The 20,476-nt window shown below is 34.5% G+C and carries 30 protein-coding genes and 2 pseudogenes; 6 read left to right on the plus strand and 26 right to left on the minus strand.

Annotation, left to right across the window (positions count from 1 at the left end; all coding sequences use genetic code 11):
- The first annotated feature begins 105 nt into the window (after positions 1-105).
- From KQI85_RS15640 to KQI85_RS15650, 3 genes are read left to right on the plus strand one after another with little or no spacing between them, the layout of a single operon-like run.
- Complete coding sequence (locus KQI85_RS15640; RefSeq protein ID WP_216576973.1) at positions 106-426, plus strand: type II toxin-antitoxin system RelE/ParE family toxin; 321 nt, start codon at positions 106-108, stop codon at positions 424-426.
- A 36-nt stretch (positions 427-462) separates the two neighbouring features.
- Entirely contained in the window at positions 463-759 is a 297-nt protein-coding gene (locus KQI85_RS15645) for a hypothetical protein (RefSeq protein WP_256137153.1), read from the plus strand.
- 57 nt (positions 760-816) lie between these two features.
- Entirely contained in the window at positions 817-1,254 is a 438-nt protein-coding gene (locus tag KQI85_RS15650; RefSeq protein WP_155881269.1) for a hypothetical protein, read from the plus strand.
- Between the two features lie 74 nt (positions 1,255-1,328).
- Here KQI85_RS15650 and KQI85_RS15655 read toward each other — a convergent pair whose 3' ends face one another.
- On the minus strand, positions 1,329-2,033 hold the full coding sequence (locus KQI85_RS15655) for a hypothetical protein (protein WP_216576974.1): 705 nt from the start codon (positions 2,031-2,033) through the stop codon (positions 1,329-1,331).
- On the opposite strand from KQI85_RS15655, the gene KQI85_RS15660 reads away from it, so the two are divergent.
- Together KQI85_RS15660 and KQI85_RS15665 are read left to right on the plus strand one after the other, a co-directional pair.
- Complete coding sequence (locus KQI85_RS15660) at positions 2,007-2,261, plus strand: LytTR family DNA-binding domain-containing protein (protein ID WP_371820686.1); 255 nt, start codon at positions 2,007-2,009, stop codon at positions 2,259-2,261. The two genes, KQI85_RS15655 and KQI85_RS15660, sit on opposite strands and share 27 nt — an antisense overlap.
- Before the next feature lie 10 nt (positions 2,262-2,271).
- On the plus strand, positions 2,272-2,727 hold the full coding sequence (locus KQI85_RS15665; protein WP_216576975.1) for a DUF3021 domain-containing protein: 456 nt from the start codon (positions 2,272-2,274) through the stop codon (positions 2,725-2,727).
- 118 nt (positions 2,728-2,845) lie between these two features.
- On the opposite strand, the gene KQI85_RS15670 is transcribed toward KQI85_RS15665, so the two are convergent.
- Complete coding sequence (locus tag KQI85_RS15670) at positions 2,846-3,370, minus strand: nitroreductase family protein (RefSeq protein ID WP_216576976.1); 525 nt, start codon at positions 3,368-3,370, stop codon at positions 2,846-2,848.
- Between the two features lie 130 nt (positions 3,371-3,500).
- On the opposite strand from KQI85_RS15670, the gene KQI85_RS15675 reads away from it, so the two are divergent.
- Entirely contained in the window at positions 3,501-3,821 is a 321-nt protein-coding gene (locus KQI85_RS15675) for a helix-turn-helix domain-containing protein (RefSeq protein WP_216576977.1), read from the plus strand.
- Positions 3,822-4,147: 326 nt separating this feature from the next.
- Here KQI85_RS15675 and KQI85_RS15680 read toward each other — a convergent pair whose 3' ends face one another.
- The 24 genes and pseudogenes from KQI85_RS15680 to KQI85_RS15780 form a co-directional block, all read right to left on the minus strand.
- Positions 4,148-4,450, minus strand: coding sequence for a hypothetical protein (locus KQI85_RS15680; RefSeq protein ID WP_216576978.1), 303 nt, complete (start codon positions 4,448-4,450; stop codon positions 4,148-4,150).
- 456 nt (positions 4,451-4,906) lie between these two features.
- Positions 4,907-5,131 (minus strand): helix-turn-helix domain-containing protein, encoded by a 225-nt coding sequence (locus KQI85_RS15685; protein WP_216576979.1) that lies wholly within the window; start codon positions 5,129-5,131, stop codon positions 4,907-4,909.
- Positions 5,132-5,580: 449 nt separating this feature from the next.
- Entirely contained in the window at positions 5,581-7,086 is a 1,506-nt protein-coding gene (locus KQI85_RS15690) for an endonuclease NucS domain-containing protein (protein WP_216576980.1), read from the minus strand.
- A gap of 171 nt (positions 7,087-7,257) precedes the next feature.
- Positions 7,258-7,521 (minus strand): hypothetical protein, encoded by a 264-nt coding sequence (locus tag KQI85_RS15695; RefSeq protein ID WP_253293931.1) that lies wholly within the window; start codon positions 7,519-7,521, stop codon positions 7,258-7,260.
- Positions 7,522-7,543: 22 nt separating this feature from the next.
- Complete coding sequence (locus KQI85_RS15700; RefSeq protein ID WP_216576994.1) at positions 7,544-7,873, minus strand: type I restriction endonuclease; 330 nt, start codon at positions 7,871-7,873, stop codon at positions 7,544-7,546.
- The gene (locus tag KQI85_RS15705; protein ID WP_216576981.1) at positions 7,860-9,038 is read right to left on the minus strand and encodes a hypothetical protein; all 1,179 of its coding nucleotides are present in this window, start codon (positions 9,036-9,038) and stop codon (positions 7,860-7,862) included. The genes KQI85_RS15700 and KQI85_RS15705 overlap by 14 nt, the downstream gene beginning before the upstream one ends.
- 305 nt (positions 9,039-9,343) lie before the next feature.
- A pseudogene (locus tag KQI85_RS17080) lies at positions 9,344-9,457 on the minus strand (MobA/MobL family protein); the annotation flags it as partial.
- Positions 9,458-9,541: 84 nt separating this feature from the next.
- The gene (locus KQI85_RS16860; RefSeq protein WP_256448237.1) at positions 9,542-9,667 is read right to left on the minus strand and encodes a hypothetical protein; all 126 of its coding nucleotides are present in this window, start codon (positions 9,665-9,667) and stop codon (positions 9,542-9,544) included.
- Positions 9,668-9,753: 86 nt separating this feature from the next.
- Positions 9,754-9,930: a hypothetical protein gene (locus KQI85_RS15715; protein ID WP_216576982.1), complete on the minus strand. Its 177-nt coding sequence runs from the start codon at positions 9,928-9,930 to the stop codon at positions 9,754-9,756.
- Between the two features lie 142 nt (positions 9,931-10,072).
- Positions 10,073-10,915 (minus strand): carbon-nitrogen hydrolase family protein, encoded by an 843-nt coding sequence (locus KQI85_RS15720; protein WP_216576983.1) that lies wholly within the window; start codon positions 10,913-10,915, stop codon positions 10,073-10,075.
- A 29-nt stretch (positions 10,916-10,944) separates the two neighbouring features.
- The gene (locus KQI85_RS15725) at positions 10,945-11,295 is read right to left on the minus strand and encodes a DUF1016 N-terminal domain-containing protein (protein WP_253293932.1); all 351 of its coding nucleotides are present in this window, start codon (positions 11,293-11,295) and stop codon (positions 10,945-10,947) included.
- Positions 11,292-11,465, minus strand: a complete 174-nt coding sequence (locus KQI85_RS16730) for a hypothetical protein (RefSeq protein WP_253293933.1) — start codon at positions 11,463-11,465, stop codon at positions 11,292-11,294. The genes KQI85_RS15725 and KQI85_RS16730 overlap by 4 nt, the downstream gene beginning before the upstream one ends.
- 86 nt (positions 11,466-11,551) lie before the next feature.
- On the minus strand, positions 11,552-12,076 hold the full coding sequence (locus KQI85_RS15730) for an NUDIX domain-containing protein (protein WP_371820689.1): 525 nt from the start codon (positions 12,074-12,076) through the stop codon (positions 11,552-11,554).
- Positions 12,059-12,259, minus strand: a pseudogene (locus KQI85_RS17085) (helix-turn-helix domain-containing protein); the annotation flags it as partial. The pseudogene KQI85_RS17085 and the gene KQI85_RS15730, both read right to left, overlap by 18 nt.
- An 11-nt stretch (positions 12,260-12,270) precedes the next feature.
- A complete protein-coding gene (locus KQI85_RS15735; RefSeq protein ID WP_216576985.1) occupies positions 12,271-13,332 on the minus strand; it encodes a S66 peptidase family protein in 1,062 nt (353 codons plus the stop codon).
- A gap of 44 nt (positions 13,333-13,376) precedes the next feature.
- A complete protein-coding gene (locus KQI85_RS15740; RefSeq protein ID WP_371820687.1) occupies positions 13,377-14,003 on the minus strand; it encodes a histidine phosphatase family protein in 627 nt (208 codons plus the stop codon).
- Between the two features lie 170 nt (positions 14,004-14,173).
- A complete protein-coding gene (locus KQI85_RS15745) occupies positions 14,174-14,716 on the minus strand; it encodes a flavodoxin family protein (RefSeq protein ID WP_216576987.1) in 543 nt (180 codons plus the stop codon).
- 404 nt (positions 14,717-15,120) lie between these two features.
- On the minus strand, positions 15,121-15,876 hold the full coding sequence (locus KQI85_RS15750) for a MerR family transcriptional regulator (RefSeq protein ID WP_216576988.1): 756 nt from the start codon (positions 15,874-15,876) through the stop codon (positions 15,121-15,123).
- A gap of 299 nt (positions 15,877-16,175) precedes the next feature.
- A complete protein-coding gene (locus tag KQI85_RS15755; protein ID WP_216576989.1) occupies positions 16,176-16,613 on the minus strand; it encodes an NUDIX domain-containing protein in 438 nt (145 codons plus the stop codon).
- Positions 16,614-16,994: 381 nt separating this feature from the next.
- Positions 16,995-17,558, minus strand: coding sequence for a TIR domain-containing protein (locus KQI85_RS15760; RefSeq protein ID WP_216576990.1), 564 nt, complete (start codon positions 17,556-17,558; stop codon positions 16,995-16,997).
- Positions 17,495-18,037 (minus strand): macro domain-containing protein, encoded by a 543-nt coding sequence (locus tag KQI85_RS15765; RefSeq protein WP_253293934.1) that lies wholly within the window; start codon positions 18,035-18,037, stop codon positions 17,495-17,497. Before KQI85_RS15765 ends, KQI85_RS15760 begins: the two co-directional genes overlap by 64 nt.
- Positions 18,038-18,063: 26 nt before the next feature.
- Complete coding sequence (locus tag KQI85_RS15770; RefSeq protein WP_253293935.1) at positions 18,064-18,564, minus strand: hypothetical protein; 501 nt, start codon at positions 18,562-18,564, stop codon at positions 18,064-18,066.
- Between the two features lie 118 nt (positions 18,565-18,682).
- Positions 18,683-19,960 (minus strand): ATP/GTP-binding protein, encoded by a 1,278-nt coding sequence (locus KQI85_RS15775; protein ID WP_216576991.1) that lies wholly within the window; start codon positions 19,958-19,960, stop codon positions 18,683-18,685.
- 50 nt (positions 19,961-20,010) lie between these two features.
- Positions 20,011-20,178, minus strand: coding sequence for a hypothetical protein (locus KQI85_RS15780; protein WP_216576992.1), 168 nt, complete (start codon positions 20,176-20,178; stop codon positions 20,011-20,013).
- Positions 20,179-20,476 lie beyond the last annotated feature (298 nt).

Below are 20,476 nucleotides of genomic sequence, written 5' to 3' on the forward strand. Positions count from 1 at the left end.
TGCTACACAGATTCATCAAAAGTTAGAAAAAGGATATGCCGATATAGAGAAAGGAAATGTTGAGGATGCAGCTAGTGCGTTTGTGGCATTTAGAGAGAGGCATTAATGAAGCAATATAAGGTAGATATTACAAAAGAAGCTTTGCAGGATATGGAAGATATATACAATTATATTGCTATAGATTTGCTTGCTCCGGATAATGCAATGGGGCAATATAATCGCATTGCTGATGAAATACTTACATTAGACACTTTCCCGGAACGATTTAGGATTATGGATTCTGAGCCGGAAAAGAGAATGGAGTTGCGTAGAATGCTCGTCGATAATTATTCAGTGTTTTACACAATCCATGACGAAAGGGTAATTGTAACGGATGTGTTATACACGGCATCTGATATAGAAGCACGTTTGAGAGGCGAGCTATAAAAGCACGCGTTTATTTGAATTTGATGAGGTGATTGGGTGAAAACTTATACAATTTGTGGAAGCATGAAATTTGCCGAAGATATGAAAAAAATTGCTTATGACCTTGAAATAAGCAAAGGATATAATATATTACAATGTGTTTATTGTGAAGATAATATTGTTCCAACTGAAGATGAACTTTTAAAACTTGCAGATGCTCATTACAGAAAAATAGATTTAAGTGATGGAATATATGTTGTAAATATGGATGGTTATATTGGAACATCTGTGAAAAAAGAAATTGAGTATGCTGAAAGGCATGGAAAAGAAGTGTTGTATCATTACAATCAGTAGATTTTAATTCATAAAACAGTTAGATAAATTTGAATTTTATAAGGAGTGAAAAGAAAAGTGTGTGAGGAATGTTACTCTGATGAAAATAGAATAACGCCTTTACTAAATCCGCTGGACTGTTTGGAGAACCACACTCAATATATTTGTGGAACTTGTGGACGGTGCATTTGTATCGAGCATGACCCAAATAGAGGATTGCAACGATGGAATTTTCCTTTTAAGTCATTGGAAATTGCAAAACTATATTTGCGAACAGCGGACTATACAACGAAAAGTGTGTGTGGCATTTATGAGATAGAGAACAATAAAGGAAGATTATCTTATAAAATATTTCCAGGGAATGATGAGTTAAATCTATTTTTGAAAAAGAATAAAGACAAGAAATGCAGGCAAATGATGCCTGTGTTTAGTGCTGGAAAGTATAAAGAATATCCACACACAGAAGTACGAAAATTGACGCCTGATGAAATAAAACAATATATGAGTGAACGCTAAATTCCAGTTTGGACATTTGTACATTACCCTCCCACGAGCAGATTTATCTGCCCGTGGGAGTACCTTTTTACAGCTTAACAGCTACGCTTACAACAACTATGATACATAAGATTTAGTCCAACAGAAAAGCAAATCCACCAGCTTACCACATTGATATCCAGCGGAATACACATTCCTGCAATCAATGCAAAGGTAATACTGACAATACACAAAGCAACCGTCACCGCTTTTCTTAAGCTTTTTACTCCGATAACTTTGTAATACTGCCAGCGGTCATGCCACTTCTCATCAATCCGGTCAAATACATTTCTGAATAGAAAAAATCCTCCTATCAAAATCCCCGCAGAAGCAAGAATCATAATGCCAATCACAACATAAGGATGCATATAATTGGTCAAGCAGCCATAACACCATTGATACAACCAGACAATCATTTCAGCTATATCACAACCATTATTCCAGCGGTTTGCAAACCACTGGGGAATCGTTTTGGCAATATCCTTATTCATAAAAAGGATATACCCCGTTTGTATGATACAGATAAAACAAAATACCCATGTCCAGGTGCTTAGTGTTACAGTCTGCTTTTGAAGGGCGGTCTGCAACCTGCCTTTCATATCAGCTTCCATATTCCGCTTTACATGGCTTACCTTATCCCTGACACACTTATCAAAAGTATCATTTAATGCCTTTGCCTGCGCAAGTATTCTCTTAGCGTCCTCTGTCTTTGTCACGGCTTCTTTGAAGGTGTTTTGAGCCTTCTCGTTCTCTGCCAGCAACTTCCGATTCGCCTCTATCAACTTCGATTAAGACTTTATGAATTAGAGGAACGATTAGATGATACTCTTTTTGTAAGGATATCTAATTCAGAAAATGTTAATCTAAAAAAAGTTAAGAACCTTGATTTAAGCTTTGTAGGAACAATTTGTATGGAATTGTCTAATGGAGATGTAAGTTATGTTTACAGAAGATATGTTTCTAAAATCAAAAAACTATTAGGATTATGAGGTGAGCTTTATGAAGAAAGAATTAGTTAGCAGAATTGTAGGTGGATTGTTAGGTGGAATTGTAATTTGTTATCTAATTACCATAGGCATTTCAATTTCCTTGGGTGATGGTAATTTTTATCCATGTGTACCAAGCCTGATAAAACAATTCGGAAATGAAATTACAGCAGTCATTGTTCAGACAATATTGAGTGTTCTTCTAGGTGCTGGCTTTGCTGGAAGTTCTCTTATATGGGAAAAAGATGATTGGAGCCTTTTAAAACAAACAAGCGTTTATTTCGCAATTGTTACAGTTCTTATGATGACAGTTGCTTATGTATGCGAGTGGATGGAGCATTCTGTTAGGGGTGTATTATGCTACTTTGCAATATTCTTTGCGATTTTTATAATTGTATGGGTAATTCAATTTGTAATTTGGAAAAGACGTATCTCAAAAATCAATTCTAAGATAACATATAAGAATTAAAGAAAAAACCTGTTATTATCTCAATTTAAAGTGATTAACAGTTCATCATTATAAACATACACTTATTTTTCTAAGGGGCTGTCATCTCGAAGACAACCCCTCATTGATTTTTAACACATTAATTTCCAAGCATTTCGTAAGAAACTAATTGGGATAAAGGAATACGTGTTTTTCTATGCCGATTTAAAGGCATTGGCTCTTCATCAGAATATCCAATCAACAATATATTGACTGGTTCAAGTGTATCAGGCAATTCAAACTCCTTTTTTATAATATCAGGTTTAAAATAACATACCCATACAGTTCCTAATCCCAATTCAGTAGCTTCCAACATCATGTGATCGGTAACAATTGATGCATCAATATCAGTCGTTTGTTTATTATCAAAAGGTCTTTTCCATGCAATTGAATGATCACTGCAAACAATAATTGCAAGCGGAGCACTATAAATGTTTGCCGCTTTGCTAATCTTATCTAACCCTTCTTTTTCCTGAACTACCAATAATCTTACAGGTTGTAAATTTGCTGCTGTTGGAGCTACATGCGCAGCTTCTAATATCTGTTCCAGTTTTTCCTTTTCAACTCTCTTATCCTTATAACTACGGACAGAATAACGAGTTTTTGCAATATCTAAAAAATTCATTTCACTATTCCTGCCTTTCTATTGTATCTTCGACCGGTCTGTATTATAATTATATCTCAAGCAATCAAAATGACAAGAATGCACTTTTTAGGTATATACTATCCAAAAAGTAAGTAAGGAGTTGTTTATCATGAAATCAATATGTAAAAATACGTTTAATTGTCCCGTTGAAGCTACTATACAATTAATCGGAGGAAAATATAAAGCGGTCATTCTTTGGCATTTAATGAATCAAACTCTACGCTATAGTGAAATTCACAAAAGAATTCCAAAGGCAACCGATAAAATGCTTGCCCAACAATTACGAGAATTAGAAAAAGATGGATTGATTAATAGAACTGTATATCCAGTTGTTCCACCCAAAACAGAATATTCATTGACTGACTTTGGTCAGACGCTTGCTCCTATTCTTGATGCCATGTGTGATTGGGGAACCGATTACCTAAAATGATAACTTTTATCAAATGTTTTCTCCCTATTTCTTTTAAAAACTGCAAGCACAGAAAACGGGAAGCCGCATAAACACTGGCTTCCCGCTATTTTTACCTTATTCAAACTCGGCACACAGCACTTTGCATTAACGTTTTTCTGTTTATTTCCTGTGCGTTAAGGTTCTTAATTTGCGTTTTGGTGTCCCTATTTTTCTTTTCATGAAAATATTGTGCTCAAAATGTACTCCAAGCGATAAAGGAAAAAATAATCGCGGTTTTACTTTCCCATCTTGTGTATTGTGTTGCCAATACAACACATTCCCCTCTGCGTTTAGCCATCTAATACTCATCGCACGATTTTTGAAAATTCTTCAATAACATCACAGCTTTCATCGGGTTCATACTCATCAATCCATTTCCATGTATTAACATATTTCCAAAAAAGTTTTTCTCTTTTTAAATTAAGCAAACCAATTTCCAAACATCCATATTCCTTTTCTGCACCAGCAAATTCAAAACAAAATGGCTTATTACTGATATTTACAACCGTCCCCTCTCTGTTTGAAAAAGCATTTTCAATTAAGCTTTTAAGCTGTCGCAAAGTATTTTCTTCAACATCTTTTTTAAGTTCAATAACTGTACGATACATTTTTCACCTCTTGTATATAATAAATTCACCAAATTCTCAACTCATCAAAGCAGATACTCCCCATTCAAAGCCACATACAACATCCGATTTTTTAACTTCATCTTCTCACAACCGACAGATTATGATACAATTCGTATGTTGTCACTACCCAATCCGACAACGGAAAGGGGGGGCTGACTTGGAGCTACTAATCTCATTTTTGTTTTCCGTCATAGCAGGTATAATCTGCCACTATATCTGCAAATAGCTAGACGGAAAAAACAGTGACAATTAGCCTAAAGAAACCCCACGAACTGCCATTCGCGGGGTTTCGTTTTGTGCCAACTTAGACACTAATCTCATTTTTTACCTAGGCATAGTATAGCATACGCCACCATTATTTACAATATTCATTTTCTGACAAATTCATTTTCACTATCTAAGCCATCATATAAATACTTTTTTCTATAACACATTCTACCGAAACTCAAACAGCTTAGCAACAGGAATATTCAAAGCCTTTGCAATACTGAAAATAACATCAAGCGATACTGCACAATCATTATTTTCTATGTGAGACATATGTGTTCTGCTTATATCAATCTCATCTGCAAGCTGTATTTGTGACAATCCCTGTTCCTTTCGATAATAGGCTATGTTTAACCCTAACTTTTTATATTCCTCGAAATACTTTCGCTCCATAAGCCAGTCCTCCTACCCCTATAGCTTATGAAATTTCTCATTTTTATACGACAACTTAAAATATAATTTATGTTATATTACACGTTTTATTTTTGCTATATAATATGATATAATCAACCTTAAAACACACATGGAGTAAAGAAAATGACAAACTATAAAAAATGTATTAAATTATGAAACAAGCATCAATAGATGCTCTAGCTATTCTATCTGCAAAAGAACAACGTGAATATAGAACAACTGTTGACTTGGAGGTATTACATGAATAAATTACAAATAAAAACACTAAAAATCTTATTGTTTATAGAGGTATTTGCTTATTTACAATATCATGATATCAAACATCCCTTCGTACAAAGCAGACTATCTAAAAAAACATAGCAGAGAATATTAAAACACGTAAAAAGGTAGCTACCGCATTGGTAACTCCCCCGATTTTATTTAACAATTTACAACTCTGTATAAGATATCTGATATTCAAACAACTTCATTCGCTTATCAGCATGTACTCTGGAAATAAGCTCCTGTGATGGATTGTTCAAACAAATAATCCCATACACTTTTTTACCTTTGAATTTTTCACTTTTCTCAAACCAATCAAGATACTGAGCTGTCTGCTCGTATGCATCATCATAACCACTATCTTTCTTCAGTTCGACAACATAAAGGTTTCCAACAGTATCTTCACACAATAAATCTAGCCTTCCGACAGGAATAATATATTGTCTTCCATACTCACCTTTGCGTTTATACACTTTAAGGTTCATACCAAATACTGACATACCATTTTCAATCCTAGCTGTCAGTTCATCCTCTAACAGCTTTTCATTAGAAAACTGCTGTCTTTTTACACCAATATCAATGGTAAGTTTTTCTGTGCTGTCAGCATCGTCTGGATCTGGCTCAACTACATCATTCTTCTCTAATCGTGCATTATGACTATCCAGCTTTTTTACTCTGTCTCGAATGGCTTTCGCTACTTTAAACTCTCCAGAATTTACAAATTTCTTTGCATCTGCATTCCTGCCTATTGCTATCAGCACACGCACATAATTATTAGCTGCACATGACAAGTCTTTCTTTTCATCTAAACATTGTTGGAAAATATCCTTGGCTTGTAAATACTTTTTCTGTTTGTATAAAGAGTACCCCAGGTTATTCAAAGTAAACTGTACCTCTGGAGCAAGCTCGTAACTCAGCCGGTAATACTTTTCTTCATCAGCATAATTTTTAATCTTTCCACTAGACCATGCTAACATCCAGTAAATATCCGCCATGAAAAAATAATACTCCTGCTCGACCTTTTCAAAGCAAGCTATCGCATTATTCCACATTGACATATTGTAATAAGTATATCCCAGCATCTCGTTTAGAGATTTGTAGTTAGGATATTTCTGAATAAATGAAAGCAGAGCATCTACCACAGCATCATTATCATTGCTACGATAATACAGAGAGATCAAATCACAGAACTCTGATATTCCCTCCTCTGACTTCACACTCTTTACTTCGTCTGTGATAAAATTCCAGATTTCAGCAGGAGCGTTTTTGAAAGGAACTAAGAAGAAATCCAGTACCCCATCCTCGTTCAAAATACCATCTTTTAACTGTTCACTACAGATTTTATGTATATTGTCTTTGCACTTTTTATACTGTTTCTTCAAATAGTAATAGAATGCCCAGTAAAAATAAAAGTCTTTATCTAACTTCTCAATATTTTCATACACAAGCTTAAGTAATGAACCATCATATGCTACCAGAGATGCATCATCATATTTTACATACCCCTCTGTTAAGGCAAATACCAAGTTATCACAAAAGATACGTCTCAATTGCTGTATATTCGGATAATTGTTCAACGTATCCAGCTTTGCAGAAATAGCATCAAATGACATCGTATCTGGAAATTCTTTTGTATAAAATTCATTTATTGCTTTTTCTTCATCATCAGTCATATCGTAAACTCCTTATCCAATAACAAACACTTATTCATATTGTATCATAGCTGGCTGTGTATTTTTCTTATTCTGCGACTGTCTGTTCTTGTCAAAGCTATCTAAGTTTGGTCTACCTATACGAAATTGATTTTATTATGTTAATCAATCTCAATTTCGAGTAAACGTTCCCTATTTTGAGCAAAACAGCCATACCCCAAGCCCACATAAATGCTTGCCCCTGTGAAATTCCTCTCCAATCACTCTTTGTACTTTCTCCGACTGTATCAACATCTTCATCTTCTCATCATCCCCATCTACAATCTCAGGCTTGCCACACCTCAGACTATCAGGATGCTCCGACACACAACAATCCTTATACCAGCACTCGCCCATGATTTTCCCCTTAACAGACCATTTCTCATTTTGTGTGAATTCGCCCACCAATGACTTCATTACACGCTCTGTTGAGTATCTTTTAAAACCAGCTATCTGCCGTATATCTGACAGGAATGCCATGCTGAATATATTCCATATACACTTCATTTTTCTGCACAATGTCTCCATTTGCATAATTTTGTAACTTGTACATTGCATCAGAAATGACCTCCTCTGGTAGAGAAGGATTTAGTCTATGTATATATTCTACAAGCACATCATTGTATAATGGACTATAGAAATCCCGTTCGATATCTGGTTCGTAAACATATTGATATCCCATATTTTGAAATAACTCTATTATGGAATTTTCGCAATCTGCTTCTGTAAATGTTGTGGACATGTGTATCACCTCACTAATCTTCTGCATAGCCAATTCTTTTACTATAATCTATTTCTCGTTTACTCCAATTTTTCAAGTTTTCTACTGAAGCTACGTCCTTCAATATTGTAATATCTTTATTCAATACCTTCTCAATGAAAAATCTTAATTCTCTACCTACATAATCAATTTCAGCATGGTTCAAAGTCCATTCCGATTCCACCGCCCTATCATAAAACTTTGAAACATTCAACAATACAGCATTTTTCGCAACACTCTTTGTCATATCTCCAATCAAAACTTTATCTGAGAAAAATACAGCAACACGATTGCACAAAGCCAATATTTGCGTATAGCTTATTTTGTCTATCAATTCAATGAACCTATTATTAGCATTCTCTGAAATATGTAATTGAAGCCTTCTGGCTTCCAACATTTCTTCAAATCTAATAATCAAATCATTGTATATATATTGTTTAAATAATGAAATTAATTCCTTTTCCTCACTGCATTCCAAAAAATACGTATTATTGTTAATTTTATGCAATGTAGTTTCATCAAAAATGACATTTACATCATATTCAACCTTAGCTACATAATACTTATTAGGAAAATCCTCTTCACAAAAAGCTTCTATTTCACTTTCTGGTGATACGGATATTGCTTTGATTTCAATCATCCGATTAATATATTCTATCCAATTTTCTTTCACTTCCATTGGTGCAATCTGTGAAGTATTATGAAACGAATTATTGAACAACAAATATATTAATTTAATCTGATCTGCGAGAATTAGTTCTGCAAAATCAATTCTATCATTTTCTTTTTCATATGTTTTTCTGATTTCATTTTTCTTGCGCTCATACTCCATCATCTCAATAGCTTTACAACCATTACAATCGCACTTTTTTCTTCTCCACCCATTATTTGCATACTCTTTGTGACCACAATTCAAACAAAACCTATCACTCTGTTCACCACTATACGAATATGTAGTTCTTGCTTCTATATTTTTATACAAGAAATCTCCACAAATCACGCATACATCATTAGTTCTTACTGGTGGTAAAATCTTCAATAATCCCCCAGGTTTTACATCTATATTATATTTACTAAGTATATCCGATATTTTGATTGATTTATCCATATACATAGTAACAACTTCTTCAATTTGCGTCTCTGTTAAATGTTTTAATTTTTCGTTAATCTCCATATCTTATATCCTTTCTGTAAAAATGGTAAACAGTATCTAAAACAATCGGCGTCAGGGCGAAGAAAAAGCGGATTTCCCTCTTAATTAATCTACCCTTTTCTTCGAACTGCACACCGATTTTTCCGTGTTGAACTTAGTCGCGTCCCTCTAGACAATAACTGTAGATTTTCAATTTAACAGCCTTACCTATGATTATATCTTATATCCTCGTGATGCACTACCTTTTTATGTTTCAAAACTGTTTTATTGTACGACAAATGAACCTCTGTTTAAGAGGTTTCAAAAACGCTATTCATTTTCTGCCTTTAACAAAGCATATATCTTTCATATACTTTATAAAGGGCATAAATCTTCTTTTCCTTCTGTGCCCATGTGCCATCAGGTTTGATACCACGCATGATCAGCATAATGTGTGCATGGGGATTTCCATCACCTTCTTACAATCTCAATCTGACATTCCCTTGAAAGCTCCTTTGGGAGCGCCACTTCGATTTCCCTTCTCTTCAAATTCTCTTTGCAATTTCAATGGCAATATACAATTTGTCCATATTATGATTTGCATCTACAAGTCCCGAAATATCATACACCGCCTGTTCAAATACATCTCCTGTTGCAAGAAAATCATACAAATTCCATTCATAAAAATTGCATTCACTGCTTTTGCATTCTTAATCTCTATGTAATCTATCGGTGCAGCGTAATGATAACTCAATCCTTATTCTCGATAAGCCGCTGTTGGAATAACAAACTTTCCATCCGTCGCATTGCTGTCCAAAGAAGTGGCTGAACCGAACATAATAAATTTATCTGCACCCGTAAGCCAATTTGCGTCTATCACATCACTTCCAGCCAATGCAGATCCTATATGACTCAAATATACTGCAATCTTCATTTCATCTATTTCTTATATTTAAATCTTTCTATATGATCATATGTGTAACCACCCAATGATTCGTCAACCATCTCTGTTACATTCTTATCAACACACACTTTCTCTTTTTAACTCTACCGACATAAAGCACTCTCCCCTTGGCTTATCTATTCTGTTCATCTCTTATAAATGGTTCCTTGATTTCTTTACTTAACAGCTGACTGTATGCTTCTACCTTACGAAATGTATTTCCTAACATTTCCCGATTCCTATATTCTCTAATAGCTTCCATATCAAACTCCGCATAAAAAATCCCCTCAGTTTTATCATCAGCCAGCAAAACTGTGTTATCAACACATTTTCCGTTTCTATCCCAGCAAATTGGACTATATGCGCAGGAACATCCAGCATTATCTCCATTCGGATTTGCCATAGCAACTGCAACCATATTTTCATAAGCTCTTGTAGAAAGTGCCCTGATTCTTGGTTGCATAGAACCGCAATCATTTGGGACAAGAATAACCTCAGCTCCTTTTAACATCAGTATTCTTGCACTTTCTGGGTACTCTCTGTCATAACAAATCATAATACCTAATTGTATTCCTTCAAAATCACACACCTTAAATTCTTTCCCTGATTCAACATCTCTTTCATCTGCGAAATCACAGGTATGCACCTTAGAGTATTTCATCAATATATTACCCGACTTATTGATAACAAAGGCTGAGTTTTGCGGTTGCTTATTGCCTTTTGTAAAAGCAGTAAGTACCACACCTATTTTATATTTTTTAGCATTTTCACATATTTTAGCAATTCTTATATCATCATCTGCAATACTTTTTTCATATGACATAGGCAAATCATATCCTGTAACAAAGCATTCTGGCAGCAAAAGAATATCCGCATGTTTTTCCGAAGCCTCTTTCATTGCTATAATGATACTTTCAATATTTTTATCTATTTGTGCATTAATGGCACGTTTTTGTAATATTGCAATCTTAAACATTCACTTTCTCCTATCTGTTATCATTTAAGTCACTCCATCCATTCACCTGTAGGCTGCTTTATAATATCCTCTGGTTTTGCAATAACATTCCCCTCTGTTGCAAGGCGTAAAACACCTTCTTTATCTCTACTCAACGCCAAACGCTCATATAGACTGGAATTATATTGTCGCTGCAAAGTACGAACTCCCCATCCTGTTTTTGCCGATTCAATTTCATAAAAGCTACGTTCAGATTCATTTTCTATGCGCATTAACTGTAAATAATGCGACCACGAAACAATAAAAGGTGGCTCTTTTTCAAAAAGGCTAAACACTGTTTCACTTTTTTCAATTGCAAAAAGGCTAAACACCGTTTCGCTTATTCGTTCTTTATATGTCAAATAAAATTTTCTCCCATTTGTTGTGTTTCCACAATCCATCTACCTAATGAATAGTAAGTCATTATCTGTACAATATTTCTTGCGTAATTTATTAATTCTACTGAATCAGTACATAATTTTTTAAGTTCAGCATCATTTTCAATAATTTCATAATTTGAATTATCTTTCATATTCAACAAACTCCTTTCGCAAATTTACCACTTTTCTTTCTATGTCAAAAGGCATTTCTTACTAACGTTAAATTTGTCACAACTTATTATTTATCCACTTCCGTAAAGAAGTATTCCAATGTATCCACAAACATATCCGCATCAAACAATTCTTTTATCTGACTTCTGTTCATCCAAGCAACTTGTGCCACTTCATCCGTTGTGGCATTACTCAAATCGATCTCTCCATCATACTCAAACAACCACACATCTAAAATATCATTAAAGATTTTACCCTCTATGATTTTACATGTCTTTGTAAAAAGAACTTGTCCACTTTCAGGCTTTAAGTCAACACCAACTTCTTCTTTGACTTCCCTGATCGCTCCCTGCAGGCTGTCTTCGCCCTTTACAACCGAGCCACCTACACATTCCCACATCAGCGGAAATGTTGGCCTGTTTGCAGAACGCTGTGATATCAAATACTCTCCCTTTGAATTGCGAATCCAAACATGTACCACAAGATGATATCCGTCTATTGGTAACTGCTCACCTCTAACATGGTCCTTCCCAAGTAGTTTCCTATTTTCATCATACAAATCCCAAATTTCCGCATCCGGTACATATTCCACAATATCGCCAAAATCTGCATTTAGAGTCTTACATATCTTACTTAAGATTGTAAGACTTACTTCTTCATCACGACGTAATTTTGTCATCGTGTTAGGAGCAATTTCTGCCTTTTTACGCAAATCAGATTTGCTCATTTTTTTATCCACTAATAATTTCCATAATTTGTTATATGATACAGCCATAATATTCGTTCCTACCTATTCACATAAATCTTTTTCTGCTTCATATCTACCTTTGCAACAGCACCATACTGTAACGCACATCGTGGCATAGCATGTCCGAAATTCACATTATAAACAATCGGAAGTTTCTCATTATCTATCACTCTAATAAGAATATCTTTATATTCCTGATAATAAGCTTCATCCTGTGGTTTTCCAACTAATACACCATTTACCACGTCGAATACTCCCTTTTCTTTCAGTAATAACACTTCTCTTTCAAACAATTCAGGAGTCGGTTTTTCTTCGCAGGTTTCTATAAATAGAATTTTCCCAATCCACTCTTCCTTATTTGGAAACAGATCATATCTTTCACAAACTTCCTTTTCATCTTCATATCTGCTATTGGTCAATACATCATAAAGGCTTTCCAAACATCCACCTAATAATCCTCCTTGGAAAATTTCACTTCCCTGGAGAAGTTCAAACCCACGTTCTTCCTTATGAGCTTTTCTTTTTGTTCCTATTGCAGCTCTTGAAAAATCTTCTCTTTCTTCATACCAAGTATCACTGGATATAATTTCATCAGATTCATTACCTTCCAAATAACTCTCAAATGCCCTTTTGGTATATGGTAACATCTCATCTGCAATTTCTCCCAAATCACAAATAAAGTTTGGTCCGTAATAAGTAGACAAGCCCAGTTTATAAAACATTAAATGATTGATAGTAGTATCTGAGAATCCTGTAAATAATTTTGGATGCTCCTCTACCGCCTTTATAAACTCTTCATCTTCCATCAGATAAGGCAAAAGTCTGTATGTATCATCACCACCAATTGCACAAATAATCCCTGAAATAGAATTATCCAAAAACGCATCTTTTAGATCTTTCGCCCTTGCTTGCGGGTGAGTTTGCAAATATTCAATCCCCTTCAAAGCATTAGGCATAAATACCGGCTCCAAACCATATTCTTTTAATCTCTTTACGCCAATCTCAATATTATGACTGCAGAATTCTTCACCGAGCATTCCACTTGACAAGCTTACAATTGCTACTTTGTCGCCTTTTCTCAATTTTCTTGCATATTGCATAACTACAATCCTTCCATAAATAAAACAGTATTTTTATCCGCACGCTACTTACCCTTAAATTCCTTCTCTATATAACAATGTTCCTGTTTGGCAATCAACTTAAAACTGTAAATCGGACATTCAGATTCCGTTTTTGATTTTTTCTCATGAACACAGGTTGCGTTACAACTGTTTTCAAAATCCAATTCGATAATATATGGCATCCAGTCAATAATTCGCAGAAAATCTTCACAGCCAAAATTACTATCATAAAAATTCAATATCGTACTAAGGGCAGTACCATGGGTTCCTATAACAATATCTTTATCCGTATTATCTGATAAAATCTCATTCAGTGCCTCTATGTTACGATTTTGCACCATAGCAATAGACTCTCCACCCTCTTCATGATAATTATGGTCAGCCCATCGTTTTCGGAACATTCCGTGGTTGTTTCCATCAGGTCCCTTTTCACGCTCCCTCAATCTCTCATCTGTTATAATCTCTTTTGTGAAAAAATCTGCTGCCCCTGCAATGGTATCCATGCTACGTTTATACGGACTACAATAAAACGCATCGATTTTCTTATCCTTCAAAAATTCCAGAACAATTGCAGAATCTTTCTTGCCTTCTTCCGTCAAAGGTCTTGTCCTGTCTTCTTCCCAATCGTGTTCCGGCTGTGCGTGACGCACGAAATAAACTCTTGTCATTTGATCAGCTCCATTTCATCTTCCATTTTTACAAATCCATATTTTTCATATAACGGTCGTCCCATCTCCGTCGCCTCTAAAGTAGCTTTTCAAGTCAATTTTACCACCTATCCTAACTCTTTCTGAAATATTTGTGAGATACAATAAAACACTTACTCTATCCGGTTACAAAATTCTATAATTTCTTCTTTCCTACAGTCCAAATCTTCCTTATATTCTACCGAACACAAACCAAGACTATCACAACATTCAATTTCCATATGTCCATAAAAATGTTCTATGGTTGCAATAATTCTCTCACATTCCTTCATGCTAGGTCCAGTTCTTAATGCGATAACATATCCTTTCTTGCCACTACTTAATTTTGCATGTGGTTCATGTGTGTTACACCACGGAGTGCATCGATCAATAAAAACTTTGAATTGTCCCGGTACATCTGCCCAGTATGATGGAGACACAGATATAACTATATCAGCCCATTCATATTGCTCAATTATCATATCAACATCGTCTTTTTGTACACATTTGGCTGTACTATGACAGGTTCTACATCCTTTACAAAATTTTATATCATAATCATCAATACATATACTTTTAACATCATATTTCTTTTCCAGACAAGCAGTAACTATATTAACAATTTCTGCCGTTGCCCCATTTCTTACAGGACTACAATTCATTACCAATACTTTCATTAAGACCTCCACTTTTATCTACTTATATTAAATAATAACACAATCTCCCCCTTTTCCTCAATAACAATCGCAATTTACTGCGATTGTTTCTCAAGCAAGTCATCTCCATCATTATGACTATTAGCTGGCAGTATTATGAGATTTATGGCGAGATGCGTTTGAAAAAAGCAGTATCAGTTGTCTTATGTATTGTCAACGTAACTTTGGCATTGATTACCATAAAGTATATTCTAGTGGATATCAATGTAGTAAGTTGATGGATTAGTTTTTTTGTCAGATTGAATATTTTGTATCATAACTACTGTAAGCTAAATCACTAAGTTAAAAAAATACTCCCACGGGCAGATAAAATCTGCTCGTGGGAGTGTGATATACAAAGGCTCAAATTGTAATTGTCATGAGTTCTACTTAGATAAAGCCTCCATTTTTTCTGCATTATCACAATATATCTCTATTGCATCTGATACAAAATTTGCTGTACCTTTTCCACCATAAACATCAATATTCGTTGTAATTTCTCCACCACCTGAATACATTTTTCCTAGTCCACGTAGAATCTTATTTGTGCAAGTATATAAGTTTTCCGTAATATAATCCTGTATTCTTTTTACAAGATTCTGTGCGTCATCGGATGCCGGGTCACTATTCTTTATTTTTCCAACCTCCTTAAATAAAAGCATGAATCTATCTGCTAAGATTTTCTCATCTTCCTCGCTACGATTCTTCTGCTTTTCTTCCATTTCTTTGTATTCCGGTGTGCTACCATATAATTCTTTTGCCTGTCTTGAATATTCATCCAACTTACTTCTGTCAAAAACCTTAAAGTCCATATGTTTCACTCCTAATAATTTTATTCCAAGTGCAAAGTTCATCAAGTTCTCAATATGTTCCTTTTTAAGCCTAAGCAGTTCTATCTGTTGTTCCAAAGCTTTGCTTCTATCAAAATCAGGACTATTTATAATTGCCTTGATGTCTTTAAGTGGAAACTCTAATTCACGAAACAGTAGTATGTGTTGAAGGCGTTCCAAATCTGCATCGTCATACAGTCTGTAACCTGCATCAGTGTATCCCGTCGGATGTAAAAGACCAATCTTGTCATAATATTGTAGAGTGCGTATACTCACTCCGGCAAGCTTGCTCACTTCATGCACTGTCATCATTAATATTTCCTCCTATCTTTAACTTGGTATTCTAAGCATAAACTATTACGTAACGTCGGAGTCAATACTTTTTTTACAATATGACTAATTTTTTTCCACTCAGTTCCTTCCCATTTTACAACATGAATATGGTGTGTCCTGATATCTGTCTCCTGATTTCTTCCTTTGAAAAAGTCATTCCATCTGGTGCCATAACGCTTTCAATATAACCATAATTTATAGGCTAATACATATCTTTATATTCTGGATGATAACTTCTTAATGACCTATCGACTGTTACTGTTGTACCAATTATAGAATTATTTTTTTATCTGTAAATACTTTTCTATCAATTTCGGCTGTATCAACGGATATGTCCAGTTCTCAGGCAACTCATCCATAAGCACAACTTTCTCCATCTCGCTATGTAATTCTTTCTCAAACTCTGTTATATCTGCAAAACAAAGCAGTCCAAATGTTTCTTCACCGGTATCATTTACTCTAGTCTTACCTGCCACCGAATATACACATATTGGTTTTATCTCAAATTTGATAGCTCCAGTCTCTTCCTGCAACTCCCTTTTAGCTGTTTCAAAAATATCCTCTCCAGCTTCTCTATGTCCTCCCGGCACTTCGTATGTATCTCTTTCTTTGTGTTTACAAAAAACCCACTTGCCTTTACTCTGTGAAATAATTACTGCAAATTTTAATAGTTCATCATTAACTGTATCATAAAATTTTACTTCTAGATTATCCATTACTATACCTCCAACTCATTACTCTCCCCACAAACAGAACCACTCTAGAGCCATTTGATAAAACAAATGTCATAAAATCTCGCAGTGTTCATTCGGATTTTGTTTCGCTTGATCCTTATGTTCGGCTGTCGCCGAATAAATAGAAAAAGAAAGATAGACTCTCACAAGCAAGCTTGTATCGTCCATCTTTCTTTTCTATTTACACTGCTCGTAGATTATTCAAACTTAATTTCAGAAACTATATACTGTGTCTAACTAAGTTTTATATTACTATATTTTGTATAATCATTCTTGATATTCTATGTATTCTTCATTATTTTATGATTTTTTGCAAGCATTTTGCAACCACCACAAGTTTCGTCATTCTCAAAATGCCATTGTTTACAATTTATAAAAATATCTTTTAGCATCTGCCATTGTATTTACCATAAAATCTTCATCTTTCAATGCTGACGTAATAAGCCCCTTAGTACACGGAATATGTAATGTAGCCACAGAAGACATATTATCACGGAAAGCAGGCAACTTATTCCACAAATCTTTAATCTGCTTCTTGAAATTTCCATTACTATCAACTATATCGGACTTCTTGTCGTAATCTGGATAAATTACAATTACCGGTAAACCTTTTGTACCTATTCCGTAATTCATTTCCTCCCTCAATGCACGACTATTGGCAGTAATGGAACTTAAAAATAAAATAATGTTCTTAGAATAGTCAAGTCTTGTATGAAGTCTAGGCTTAAGAGTCTTTTCCCAATCACTATCATCTCGCACATTATATGTCTTATCATGTGCATCATTAAAGGGAAAACTATTATCCTCTCCTCTCCACATTCTTAGCATATTGTAGTAAACAAAATCATGTGTTGAATTTGCCCCTAAATTATTTTCACTAAATGGTTCCGAAACATAAAACGCACTATAATTTGCATTTCCAAGCAATTATATATCTTGTTGTCTATTTCTTCTATAGTAAATCCCTTATTAACCATTGTTTTTATCCATCTTCCATGTAACGAATTAGGTGATACCAATGGCTTTGAACATGTTGATATATCTTCATCTACAATAGTGTCAAAACATGAATTAACCGGAATTACAAATAACTTTTCTTCCTTGTTCCTTTTGTCAAACCCATCTTTCATAATATCAGAATAACATACTTTTATTTTCCCAGATGGGCTTTCCCAAATTGTCTTTGTTCTCTTAAAAATACACGTCCATAGAATTGCAAGTATGAGCGCAAGCACACATAATAATATTATTATCACACATTTATATTGTGTTGACGTAATGCGTATATCATCCCAAGTCCAAAACAAAAAGAAAAGCGATAATATACTTGCAAATGTACCAATACACTTCATCCACGTTTTACCTATGAACTCCAAATTTTGTTTTATCACATTTACTTTGTCCATAATATAACTTTTGTACTCTCCTTATACTACTCTATTTGTTCATTAATCTCCTCAATCCACCCACTGTCATCACTCTCAAACAGCTTTATGAACTTTCCAAAATTACTGCTACCAGTAACAGAATCATCTGAATCCAAATCTTTCACTCGCTGACTCATATTTTTATAATTCTCCGCAGTAACATGTTCCATAACTTCCCGAATCTGGTCTGCTCTTCCTTTGTAATTTTCAACTCCGGTATATTTTTTAATCAAAGGAGCATTTACCGGTTTAGCAGGAGATTTCAAATTTTCATCTGTCCAATGCTTAGATATAATCTGCATTGTGCAAGGATTACCAAATATAATCACTTCATTCGCTGCACTATCCACACCATGAAACTCATTAATCTTACGCTTAATGTCCTCATACTGCTCGTGTGGCTTCTTTTCTGTATCACAGAACACAAGCACAAGTTCATCTGCTCCATTTTGATATCGGTCCTGATACCTCGCTGGGATATTTCCATTTCCACCGGCATTGACCAATGAAATATCATATTGCTCATTCTATACTTTTAAAATTTTTAATCGTTTTAGATACTCATATTCCTCATTGCCTTCACAGATAATGCAGATTTTGTGATTATCTAAAAACTTAGGGAGTTTATTTGGCATCGGCATCATCCCCCTGTACATTACCTTTAATACTAAGCAAAGAGTTAATCAATTCAGGATCAGGTAAAGCACCAAGTGCACCTTTTCTATATTTTTCCATAACATCCGTTGTATCCCTCACTCCCTGCTGTGCAGTAAAATCAGCAAGTGAATATACATATACACCTTCCTCATCTTTGTGCACAAACCAAATCTGCTCTTTCCGGAACATTCTCTTACAGTCCATAAGATTAATATCATGTACTGTAAATATCATCTGTGCACTTGTATTCAATTCATTATTAAACATTGCAACAATCGCCCTGGTAAGCTTAAAATGAATACTGCTATCCAACTCATCCACAACCAAAATTCTGCCCTGTTCAAGTGCTTCAATAACATAACTGGCAATAGCTGCAATCTTCTTTGTTCCTGTGGAATCAAACATCATACTTGGTACATGAACGCCTTTATATGTGGAAACTAACCTAATCTGATCCATAATATTCTCCGGAATATCAAGCACTTTCTCATCCGGCTTTTCATCACCTTCACCAGTTTTTAGTTGTATCTTATCCATATCCACATATTCAAAATTATCCATATATAGGTCTGCATTTTTTATAAAATCAACAACCTTTTGCTGTAACTGATTCTTATTTTTCATGAGTTCAATTGTGTGCTGTATAGGTATGTTATTCATATTGATGATATCAATTTTTTCTACAAATCCGACAAGAATCTGCTTCATCTCGTTGACATGTTCAAATTTACTTGTATCTACTACATAGCATAGCAAATTATTCTTAGAAACTACTGACATCATAGTTTGCACGGCTTCATCAATGCATTCATATATTTCGCTAATGGTATCCTTTTTCAACCAGCAAACTTCTTTTTCATTGTTATATTGATCTTTGAATATCTCAGAAAATGATTCATATATATATTCTTCTTTTCCTGCATCATACCTAAAATCATACGAAAACTTTCTTCCAGATGCCATAAACGTAACACCCAACTCACATACATCACTCTCAGTAAATATATTAGGCATCAGATCATTCTTCTTATTTAAAAGTACGTTCCTTATTGCTCTAATACACTTGATTAGACATGTTTTTCCCGCATTGTTTGGTCCATATATTCCTACTGTTTTAAGCACATTAAAATTATTCTCTTTATGAACATTTGCTCCAAATTTTTTATTTCGCATGTCTGCTTTCATCGAAAATGTAATGTCATTCTCAAATGCATAACAATTTTTTGCTCTTACCTCTATAATCATGGCTCATTCCTCCAAGTCACATTTCTTCTTTACTTATCATTATTATACCATTAAATATTTTTTATGCAACTTTTTTTCATTAAAAATATTGTTTTGCATTCATCTATACTCTGTTCTGTCTCTAATCCCGGAAAATTCCAACTTACTTTTCTCACCAATCGCATCCATGAATCAATATCTGATGTTCTGCCAAATTCTATCTTCATATTTTCTATCATTGACTATCTCCTCAAATCTGCTTTGAAACAAAATTTGCACAATGATAAACTCCCACCCTTCAATACAGTTTCCAGTTGATTCGCTCGCCTTAAAATCCAACTGATTCTCTCTGGTGCAGAGAGCCATCAGCAAGGCTCTCTTCTTTTTTTGTTTAGTTATGGCTTAAAAGAGCCTCAAATATAAAATGTCAAGACTTAATGTACAAAAAATATTATATAAAAATGTACAATTAGTCTGTTTGTTTTAAGTGGTCTTTTAATCTGTATGATTTTCCTGATATTGGTATTACATGTGCAT

Origin of the sequence: Falcatimonas sp. MSJ-15, from assembly GCF_018918265.1 — a bacterium.
Taxonomy (GTDB): domain Bacteria; phylum Bacillota; class Clostridia; order Lachnospirales; family Lachnospiraceae; genus Falcatimonas.

Excerpts from the sequence above, each read along its gene's own strand:
- KQI85_RS15695 (WP_253293931.1), bottom strand. The coding sequence starts at position 7,521 with ATGAAGTCATTGGTGGGCGAATTCACACAAAATGAGAAATGGTCTGTT.
- KQI85_RS15685 (WP_216576979.1), bottom strand. The coding sequence starts at position 5,131 with ATGGAGCGAAAGTATTTCGAGGAATATAAAAAGTTAGGGTTAAACATA.
- KQI85_RS15745 (WP_216576987.1), bottom strand. The coding sequence starts at position 14,716 with ATGAAAGTATTGGTAATGAATTGTAGTCCTGTAAGAAATGGGGCAACG.
- KQI85_RS15680 (WP_216576978.1), bottom strand. The coding sequence starts at position 4,450 with ATGTATCGTACAGTTATTGAACTTAAAAAAGATGTTGAAGAAAATACT.
- KQI85_RS15670 (WP_216576976.1), bottom strand. The coding sequence starts at position 3,370 with ATGAATTTTTTAGATATTGCAAAAACTCGTTATTCTGTCCGTAGTTAT.
- KQI85_RS15755 (WP_216576989.1), bottom strand. The coding sequence starts at position 16,613 with ATGGATAATCTAGAAGTAAAATTTTATGATACAGTTAATGATGAACTA.
- KQI85_RS16730 (WP_253293933.1), bottom strand. The coding sequence starts at position 11,465 with ATGAAAGATAATTCAAATTATGAAATTATTGAAAATGATGCTGAACTT.
- KQI85_RS15765 (WP_253293934.1), bottom strand. The coding sequence starts at position 18,037 with ATGGACAAAGTAAATGTGATAAAACAAAATTTGGAGTTCATAGGTAAA.
- KQI85_RS15720 (WP_216576983.1), bottom strand. The coding sequence starts at position 10,915 with ATGTTTAAGATTGCAATATTACAAAAACGTGCCATTAATGCACAAATA.
- KQI85_RS15775 (WP_216576991.1), bottom strand. The coding sequence starts at position 19,960 with ATGATTATAGAGGTAAGAGCAAAAAATTGTTATGCATTTGAGAATGAC.
- KQI85_RS15665 (WP_216576975.1), top strand. The coding sequence starts at position 2,272 with ATGAAGAAAGAATTAGTTAGCAGAATTGTAGGTGGATTGTTAGGTGGA.
- KQI85_RS15675 (WP_216576977.1), top strand. The coding sequence starts at position 3,501 with ATGAAATCAATATGTAAAAATACGTTTAATTGTCCCGTTGAAGCTACT.
- KQI85_RS15750 (WP_216576988.1), bottom strand. The coding sequence starts at position 15,876 with ATGATGACAGTGCATGAAGTGAGCAAGCTTGCCGGAGTGAGTATACGC.
- KQI85_RS15640 (WP_216576973.1), top strand. The coding sequence starts at position 106 with ATGAAGCAATATAAGGTAGATATTACAAAAGAAGCTTTGCAGGATATG.
- KQI85_RS15705 (WP_216576981.1), bottom strand. The coding sequence starts at position 9,038 with ATGGAGATTAACGAAAAATTAAAACATTTAACAGAGACGCAAATTGAA.
- KQI85_RS15700 (WP_216576994.1), bottom strand. The coding sequence starts at position 7,873 with ATGCAGAAGATTAGTGAGGTGATACACATGTCCACAACATTTACAGAA.
- KQI85_RS15735 (WP_216576985.1), bottom strand. The coding sequence starts at position 13,332 with ATGCAATATGCAAGAAAATTGAGAAAAGGCGACAAAGTAGCAATTGTA.
- KQI85_RS15715 (WP_216576982.1), bottom strand. The coding sequence starts at position 9,930 with ATGAAGATTGCAGTATATTTGAGTCATATAGGATCTGCATTGGCTGGA.
- KQI85_RS15690 (WP_216576980.1), bottom strand. The coding sequence starts at position 7,086 with ATGACTGATGATGAAGAAAAAGCAATAAATGAATTTTATACAAAAGAA.
- KQI85_RS15780 (WP_216576992.1), bottom strand. The coding sequence starts at position 20,178 with ATGATAGAAAATATGAAGATAGAATTTGGCAGAACATCAGATATTGAT.